Raw genomic sequence first — 5,749 nt, forward strand, 5'->3', positions numbered from 1 at the left:
GCTCCGGCTCGCTCCTGGTCGCCGCCCGCGCCGCCGCGTTCGGCCGCGATGTCGGGGCCGTGCCCGGCCCGATCACCAGCGTCTACAGCTCTGGCCCGCATGAGCTGCTGTGCAGCGGCACCGCGCGCGTCATCACCGGAGCCAACGACATCCAGCTACCGGAGCCCCCGGCCGCAGGCGGCCTCGACGCGCCCGGCGTCCAGACGAGCCGCAGCGAGCTGACCGTCAAGACCGTGCGCTCCTACGAGCCGAACCTGGGTTCGCGGGAGGGCAGGGCACGGGAAGACGACTCCCCCGCCTTCGTCGCCGCGACGCCTACTACCGCGCTGTCGAGCAGCGCCCCGCGGCTGTAGTGCTCACCCTCAGAAGCTGTGCTTTTGCTCCGTGTTGCCCCGAACTCGGCCCGAGTGGAGTAAAGTCAGTGCCATAACCACCCGGATGCTTCGGCTACCGGGCGCGGCCCCCGAGAAATCGGGGGCCTGCTTTTTTCTACACCCAAGTCGGTGGCTTGCGGATCGTTCGCCCCTCGCTGTCGCGCAGCGTTAGCGGAAGCTGGGACGCGGCGAGCGTTCCGCGGCGCACCTGGCGCACCGTCTCCACGCCTGCTGACTCGAACGCCTTGTTGTATCGCTCCCTGGCAACGGAGACGAGCGCGAGGGACTTGCCCCTACTGCTCAGCAGTTGCATCGGCGGCACAAGGTCCGAGTCGTTCGTCATGACGGCATAGGAGTCCGCCCGGTTCTCGAACGCATCCACAAGAAGATGGGTAGCCAGGGCGACATCGCTGCCCTTCTCCTCGGGCCGCTTCACGCGAATCGTCTTCACCCTGCCGTCCGCGTCAAGCTGTTCCGGGTGCAACGGCAGGTACTGCTTCACGAAGTTGAACTTGCCCTCGATGATCTCGACGTTCGTCGTGCGGAGGGCGCGCCAGTACACCTGCTGACGCTGGCCGATGCCAGGGTTGTTGGTCAAGGGCTTCACCGGGGCGGAGAAGAACTTCACGCCGACGACCTCGCGTTGCGGGAACAGGCGTCGGGATAGCGCCTCCAGATCGAGCCATCGGTACTGCGGGAACTCGTGCTGAAGCAGGCCCTTGTACAGCGCGAAGCCGTCAACGTAGACCATCACGGTGCGTCGCGCTCGCATCATCCGACCCTATTCCAGGAGCCCCGCGAAGGCGTCGTCCATGATGTCCGCGGTGATGGGGTCGACCATCTCTGCGGTCACGACGTAGCTGTTGCGGGTGACCTGCTCGTTCGCGTGCCCGAGCAGCCGGGAGGCGAGCGTGATGCCTGCGGCGGCTTCCACGATGGTCGCGGCCGTGCGCCGGAAGATGTGCGTGGAGAACTCGTCCGTGTTGATCGCCGCAGCCCGCAGCGCCTGCTCGTTGTCGTCGACGAACGTACGCAGCAGCCGCTCAAAGTTGCTTACGGTCATCGGCGTGCCGCTCTTGGTAGCGAACAGGGCTGCCTCCGGGTCGGTGCCGGTATGCGCGAGTTGACTACGGATCGCGGCGGCGGCGAAGCTCGGCAGGGCGATGCGGCGCTTCTGCCGCGTGCGCTTGGGGGCCTTCTTCCGCTTGCTGCCTTCCTTCTTGCTGTACTGGATCGTCGCGTCCACGAGCGCCGTCGGCGGGTCCGCGGTGATGTCCACGTCGCATCGGCGCAGCGCGAGCACCTCGCCGATGCGCTGGCTGGTGCCGACCATGATCCACATGCCGTTCTCCAGCACCGTCACATTGGGCCGCGGCCCGTGCCCATCTTCCAGCCGCCAGGCGTGCATGAGGCGCTGCACGATGATGAGCTGCGGCGGGGTGAGCACCGAAGTCTTCTTCTCCGGCAGCGGCAAGCGACGAGCGTCCCGCACCGGGTTCGACGTGAGAATGTCGTACTCGATGCCAGTCAGGCACACCTGGGACAGCACCGACCGGGCCTTCCGCGCCGCCGACAGCGATCGGCTCTCCCGAATCTCGGCCAGGATGCGGTTGCACCGGCGGACGGTGAAGTCTCGGAGCATCAGCTCGCCGCAGGTGGGGACGATGACGTTGCGGATCGTCGACTCGTACACATCGAGCGTGGAGTCCTCGACCGTGCCCGAATGCGTCTTGTCGTGCAGGAACACGACGCACGCCTCGGCGATGGTCGCGTCTCGCCTGATCGTCGGCCCGCCCGTCGCGGTGCGAATCGACTCGGCCTTGGCACGCAGCGCGGCAGTCGCCTCGTCCGCGGTCTCGCCGCTCGCCTTCACACGCTGCGTCTTGCCCAGCTCGTCTGCCAGGAGAGCGCGTGCCTGGAATCGGCCACTGGGCAGTTGGATGTTCTGGATCGCGCCGAGTTGGCCGGCGCGCAGCTTCGGCCTAGTCATCGCTGTCGAGGTCCTCGAACCAGACCAGCACCTCGCGGCGCAGGTAGCGGATGTGCCGACCCATGCGACGCCACGGCGGGCCGGTACGGGTCCGTCGCCACTCCTCGACCGTGCGCGGCGACACCTGGAGCATGGCCGCGACCTGCTCAGGGGTGAGGATCTCCGTCAGGGTCTCCGTGGTGCCGTCGCTCATACCCAACAGGTACGACACGGCTGCACGGAGTCGCTGTGCCCAGCACGGGCTCAGCCGGGGCGGTACGGGCACCCTCTGGTGAACGCCCCTCTGGACGGGGTTTACGGGACCGAAAACGGGACTTTGGGCTTGGAGAGCCACCGGGAACCTCTGATTCCGGCGGGCTCCCGGATGCAGAAAACCCCCGGAAATCCGAGGGGCTTCAGGGAGTCAGACTGGCCGTGGCGTCTCGAATCGATCAAAGAACAATTGAACCAGAATCAACCGTGTTGCCAATTACACCATACCCCAAGGGGTTCGGCCGAAGCCGTACCGAGGGTCTAGCTTATCCCAGGCTGTGCGGGCAGCCAAACTGCTGAGCGATCAGCGTTTCGACTCGCTCCGCTCGCTCAACGACCGGTGGCGCCCACCGCGAGACGCTGAACCAGCGCATCCAGGCGCCGAATTGTCTCGGCCTTGCCAAGCAGCTCCATCGACTCGAACAGCGGCGGCGACACCCGCCGGCCGCTCACGGCGACCCGCAGCGGACCGTAGGCAACGCGCGGCTTGAGGCCCAGCCCTTCGATCAATGCCCCGGCCAGCGCCTCCTGCAGCGCAGCCGCCGTGAAGGCCTGCTCCGGCACCAGCTCGAGTGCACCGACCGAGGCGACGAGCACCTCGCCCGCATTCGCGGGCAAGCCCTTCAGGGCGTCGTCGTCGTACGTCATCGCCTCGCCGGACTCGCGGAAGAGGAATGCGAGCAGTCCCGGCGCCTCCCCCAGCAACTGCATGCGCTCCTGCACGAGCGGCGCCGCGGCATCCAGCATCGCTCGCTGCGACGCCGTCGGCGGCTCCGACACGAGCCCCGCGGCCGCAAGATACGGCACCAGCCGGTCAGCGAAATCCTCGGCATCCAGCATGCGGATATGGTCTCCGTTGATCGACTGCGCCTTCTTCTCGTCGAACCGGGCCGGGTTGGGGTTGACGTCGGCGATGTCGAAGGCCGCAACGAGCTCGTCACGCGAGAAGACATCACGGTCGGCCGCGATCGACCACCCGAGCAGTGACAGATAGTTCAGCAGCCCCTCGTGGATGAAGCCGCTCTTGCGCAGCAGGAACAGGTCCGCCTTCGGGTCGCGCTTCGACAGCTTCTTGTTGCCGGTCTCGCCCAGGACGAGCGGCATGTGGCCGAACCGCGGCACGAACTCCGTCACGCCGGCATCGATCAACGCACCGTACAGCGCAAGCTGGCGCGCCGTCGACGGCATCAGGTCCTCACCCCGGATGACGTGCGTGATGCCCATCAGCGCATCGTCCACCGGATTGGTGAACGTGTAGAGCGCCTGTCCTCCGGCGCGCACGACGACGAAGTCGGGGAACGAGCCCGCCGGGAACGTCACCTCGCCGCGGATCAAGTCCACATACGTGAGATCACGATCGGGCACGCGCAGCCGGTACGCCGGCTCGCGCCCCTCGGCACGGAACGCGGCCTTCTGCTCCTCCGTCAACGAGCGGTCGAAGTTGTCGTAGCCGAGCTGCTTCGCCCGGCCGGCCGCCTCGTTGCGGGCATCGATCTCCTCCGCGGTCGAGTAGGACTCGTATACGGCACCGGCCGCGATGAGCGTGTCCAGCACCTCGGCATAGATCTCCCGCCGCTGGCTCTGCCGGTACGGGCCGTGCGGCCCACCCTTCTCGACGCCCTCGTCCCAGTCGATCTCCAGCCACGTCAGTGCGTCGACGAGTTGCCGGTAGCTCTCCTCGCTGTCACGGGCGGCATCGGTGTCCTCGACGCGGAAGATCAGCTTGCCGCCGGTGTGCCGCGCGTACGCCCAGTTGTACAGCGCAGTGCGGACCATGCCGACGTGCGGCAGGCCGGTCGGCGACGGACAGAAACGGACGCGGACATCGCTTCCAGAAGCGGTGGTGGTGCGGGGATCGATCGCGGCAGACATCCTGTCCAGTCTAGGACGGGGGATGCCGGGGCCTGCCGCTCGGTGCGAGTTGCGCGATCGGGCGGGCAGCGACGAGGCTTCGGAGGCGTCATGATGTGGGTCGCCGGCGGCCGCACCCGCAGGATGGCGCCTCCGATCGGCGGCGCTCACCGTTGGGAGGCGTCATGATGTGGGTCGCCGGCGGCCACACCCGCAGGATGGCGCCTCCGAACCCCGCACAGCCCACTCAGCCCACTCGGCCCGCTCAGCGCGCCGCGCGCGCATACGGCGACAGCACGGTGACGGCGACCACGACGACCAACGCCATGAGCGCGAGCCCGCCGTAGCCGATCGCCCCCAAAACGAACCCGGCGCCGATCGCGCCGACACCGCCCACGAGGCTCATGATGAGATCGCTGCGACCCTGCCGGCGCGTGCGCATGGCCTCCGACGACGACTCCGTGAGCAGCGCCGACCCCGCGACGGTCGACGCGCTCCAGCCGAGTCCCAGCAGCACCAGCGCGACGGTGACGGCGGTCGCCGAGTCCTGCCCGATCGCGGCGGTGACCAGCGAAGCCACGAGCAGCGCCTGTCCGACGAGGATCGTGGGGATGCGTCCGACTCGATCTGCGAGCACGCCGAACACGGGTGAGAGGGCAAACATCCCGGCAATGTGCAGGCTGATGGTCAGTCCGATGAGCTGCAGGTCGCCCCCGCCCGGCACGTGGAGCAGATGCACCGGCGTCATCGCCATGATCGCGACCATGACGCCGTGCGCCCCCGCGATGGCGACGATCGCGTACCTCGCCGCGCGCGGTCGGTCCGTGCGCGCGATCCCCGTGGCGGCACCGTCGGCCGACGACCCGGCGATCCGAAGCGCGACCAGCAGCGGATCGGGCCGCAGCGCCACGAGGTACAGCGCAACACCGAGCAGCTGCGCGACGACGGTGAACAGGTACGGACCGGTGAGCGCCAGCATCCCCACGGCGTCGCCGAGCACCTCCCCCGGCCCGACGAGGTTCGGTCCCAGCACCGCGCCGATCGTCGTCGCCCACACGACGAGCGACAGGTCGCGTCCGCGGGATGCCGCGGTCGCGAGATCCGTCGCGGCGAACCGGGATTGCAGGTTCGCCGCCTGAGCTGCGCCGATGAGCGCGAATCCCGCCAACAGCAGCGGGAACAGCCGCAGACCGGCCGCTGCGATCACCGCCGCGACGCCGACGAGTGCAATCAGCATGCCGCCCGCGAGGGCGATCCGGCGCCCGCGCCGACGGGCGAGCGC

The 5,749-nt window shown here is 68.4% G+C and carries 5 protein-coding genes and 1 pseudogene; 1 reads left to right on the forward strand and 5 read right to left on the reverse strand.

What is annotated here, in order from left to right; translation table 11 throughout:
- A pseudogene (locus WBP48_RS00585) lies at positions 1-353 on the forward strand (hypothetical protein); the annotation flags it as partial.
- Positions 354-489: 136 nt separating this feature from the next.
- Here WBP48_RS00585 and WBP48_RS00590 read toward each other — a convergent pair.
- From WBP48_RS00590 to WBP48_RS00610, 5 genes are all read right to left on the reverse strand, one after another.
- A complete protein-coding gene (locus WBP48_RS00590) occupies positions 490-1,146 on the reverse strand; it encodes an NYN domain-containing protein (RefSeq protein WP_424434516.1) in 657 nt (218 codons plus the stop codon).
- A 9-nt stretch (positions 1,147-1,155) separates the two neighbouring features.
- Positions 1,156-2,364, reverse strand: a complete 1,209-nt coding sequence (locus tag WBP48_RS00595) for a tyrosine-type recombinase/integrase (protein WP_424434519.1) — start codon at positions 2,362-2,364, stop codon at positions 1,156-1,158.
- Positions 2,357-2,557 (reverse strand): helix-turn-helix domain-containing protein, encoded by a 201-nt coding sequence (locus WBP48_RS00600; RefSeq protein ID WP_424434522.1) that lies wholly within the window; start codon positions 2,555-2,557, stop codon positions 2,357-2,359. Before WBP48_RS00600 ends, WBP48_RS00595 begins: the two co-directional genes overlap by 8 nt.
- Positions 2,558-2,946: 389 nt before the next feature.
- Positions 2,947-4,488: a glutamate--tRNA ligase gene (gene gltX, locus WBP48_RS00605; protein WP_424434525.1), complete on the reverse strand. Its 1,542-nt coding sequence runs from the start codon at positions 4,486-4,488 to the stop codon at positions 2,947-2,949.
- 244 nt (positions 4,489-4,732) lie between these two features.
- Positions 4,733-5,749: MFS transporter (locus tag WBP48_RS00610; protein ID WP_424434528.1), on the reverse strand; the 1,017-nt coding region annotated here is incomplete at its 5' end.

The organism is Microbacterium sp. (genome assembly GCF_049661145.1).
Lineage (GTDB): Bacteria > Actinomycetota > Actinomycetes > Actinomycetales > Microbacteriaceae > Microbacterium.

Excerpts from the sequence above, each read along its gene's own strand:
- gltX (WP_424434525.1), bottom strand. The coding sequence starts at position 4,488 with ATGTCTGCCGCGATCGATCCCCGCACCACCACCGCTTCTGGAAGCGAT.
- WBP48_RS00595 (WP_424434519.1), bottom strand. The coding sequence starts at position 2,364 with ATGACTAGGCCGAAGCTGCGCGCCGGCCAACTCGGCGCGATCCAGAAC.
- WBP48_RS00590 (WP_424434516.1), bottom strand. The coding sequence starts at position 1,146 with ATGCGAGCGCGACGCACCGTGATGGTCTACGTTGACGGCTTCGCGCTG.
- WBP48_RS00600 (WP_424434522.1), bottom strand. The coding sequence starts at position 2,557 with ATGAGCGACGGCACCACGGAGACCCTGACGGAGATCCTCACCCCTGAG.